This window comes from Stenotrophomonas sp. P5_A8, from assembly GCF_056400545.1.
In genome coordinates this window covers 1-2,172 of the sequence record NZ_JBFULB010000468.1, presented here as the reverse complement: position 1 = coordinate 2,172, position 2,172 = coordinate 1, and the positions used below count along the sequence as shown (strand labels likewise).

2 protein-coding genes are annotated in these 2,172 nt (G+C 57.4%); both read left to right on the top strand.

Features of this window, described 5'->3' with window-relative positions; genetic code table 11:
- The first annotated feature begins 832 nt into the window (after positions 1–832).
- The gene (locus AC1DQP_RS19655) at positions 833–1,528 is read left to right on the top strand and encodes a hypothetical protein (protein WP_478052318.1); all 696 of its coding nucleotides are present in this window, start codon (positions 833–835) and stop codon (positions 1,526–1,528) included.
- Between the two features lie 354 nt (positions 1,529–1,882).
- On the top strand, positions 1,883–2,158 hold the full coding sequence (locus AC1DQP_RS19650; RefSeq protein ID WP_457489098.1) for a hypothetical protein: 276 nt from the start codon (positions 1,883–1,885) through the stop codon (positions 2,156–2,158).
- The last annotated feature ends 14 nt before the right edge of the window (positions 2,159–2,172 follow it).

The window sequence follows — 2,172 nt, the reverse complement described above, 5'->3', positions numbered from 1 at the left end:
GCCGCAAGGTCGTGCCGATGCGGAAAAACCGAGCCTAATGGCTCACCCACAAGGGAGGAGTGAGGAAGCAGAGGCATAGAAACAAAGCGGCCGAGAAAGGGGCTGGAACCCCTAGCTCGGCCTACCAAAACCGACTATTAGGAGTCGATCATGGATCACAGCATTATAGAACTTGCGCGTGAACGGGCGCGCATGGCCCAAATAGCACCTATCCAGGGTACTCAACCCTCCCGGGCTCCGGCCTCGCTTCAGGCCGTCGAACGCAACCGAACGCAACCGAACGCAGCCGTTAGCCTCACAATCCCCGGCTGCTTGAGCCGCTGGCTGTCCTCTAATGGGGATGCGAACCTGTACTGGCTTTGCAGCCTCCTATTCGCTATTGGGGTGCTGCTGGCACTATCGCGTGCCACTCTTCTGGCCCCCATCGCAACTTGCGGGGGTGTGTGATGAAGAGGACTATCGAGACGGGCTTTTGCGCTGTACCGATCCAGGACAACGCGCCCCTACTTAAGGTCTCCGCCGGTATCGATGAATTGCATGCCTTAGGCGATGCGAGCCTCTGCGTGAAATTTGTCAGAACCTTCCTGATCCGATGCATGGAGTTGGAAGAGCCGCCGACCGTGGATGAAATATTTGTGCTAGACAGACTGCTTGAACAGGCTCAGGCATTGCGTCGCGCAGCGAGGGCGGAATAGTGATCTCAATCGAACAAGCGCCGCGAAAGGGCGCGGCGTAGTTGGGGGTGCCACTTTAGCGGTGGCACCACGGGATGGTGTTAGTGGCCCTGCCAATCATCTTCGGGCGCAGGGCGCACGTTCACGGAGCGAGACACATGAAGACCAGCGAGAAATTTGTTGATCCAAAAACTACCGAGGTTCGGGATGCTCTCGCTGACTCCGTCGAATACGCATTCTGCCTCCGCACGCTTGAGGGTAGGCAACGGCGGCCCTCGTTTCGGCCCGAGAGTTTGGAAGACTGGATCCACAGCGCCGTTCACAAAGGGCTCGCTGAGCTAGAGCCCTTCGAAAAAATGACCCGCAAGCAACGGGAGGCGTCTGCAAAGAAGATTGCATCGCACTGTGAGGCGCTGCGCGAGCTGCTGATTCCTTTCTGGAACGAGAGGTCTGGGCTGGACTGGCCGTTCCAGCCCTATTTGGACCGTGCCGCCCTGGAAAGCGCTTTGAACTACCAATCTCGCTTGGACGCGAGATTTGTGGATGAAGACGAACGAGAAGATGACCTCATTCGGAAGCGGTTTGCCATCTATCACGCGATCAGAATTGACCTGGGTCTGGTCTTTGACGCAATTCATTGTGGCGCGGAGCTGCTACCTGAGTTAACGACCGAGATCAAAAAGCCAAACGACCCCAATGTTAGGCGGCTTCGCTTCATTAGGCGGCTGACTAGTGATCTGCAGAGCGACTTCGGGACACCTCACAGGGCGGTCGTACTCGCCTTGGCGTCAATCTTCTTTGACACCAGTGACCTTGATGAGGCCGCAATTTCGAAGCTTGCTCCTGTCCAGTAGCGACCTACTGGCCCACCCTGAATCAGATTAGCTTTTTCGATATTTGCCTCAGCCTGAATTGAATTGGCAATTGTCCGTTTAGATGGCATGTCTGCCACTGCGCGTGTTCCTTAGATTTCGACTCACCCGCCGCATTGCGGCATACACGGTGCAGTCAGTGGATACACATGGACACAGGGAGTTCCGGCCCTTTATCCCGGAATGCACAAAGGTCGGCATCGGTCGATCCAAGGCCTACGAACTGGCAAACGCTGGTCTGCTCGAGACTATCAGCATCGGTCGGCGCAGATTTGTCTACCTGGACAGCCTCTACAGTCTGCCGACCCGGCTGCTGAGTGACGCCGGGAGGTCTCAATGACCGGGTTCGATTTTAGCAATCTGACTACCGAGCAGCGTCGGCTGCTGGATGCCGGTGGATGGACGGCCGATGGAACGAAGGCTGCTCCTTCCCGCCCCACCACGCTGCAGCTAGTGAGTAGCGGCCTTCTGGAGGCATACACCGCCCTCCATGAGGACGAACACGGTTCGTATGGGGTGACCGAGTACTACGTGCCGCTGGATGTCCGGGCCGCGTGGTTGGACTTCAAGTCCCGGGTTCCGCAGCGCCTGGAATCGCTGGAGGAGCCATGAAGTCACTCGACCTC

Excerpts from the sequence above, each read along its gene's own strand:
- AC1DQP_RS19650 (WP_457489098.1), top strand. The coding sequence starts at position 1,883 with ATGACCGGGTTCGATTTTAGCAATCTGACTACCGAGCAGCGTCGGCTG.
- AC1DQP_RS19655 (WP_478052318.1), top strand. The coding sequence starts at position 833 with ATGAAGACCAGCGAGAAATTTGTTGATCCAAAAACTACCGAGGTTCGG.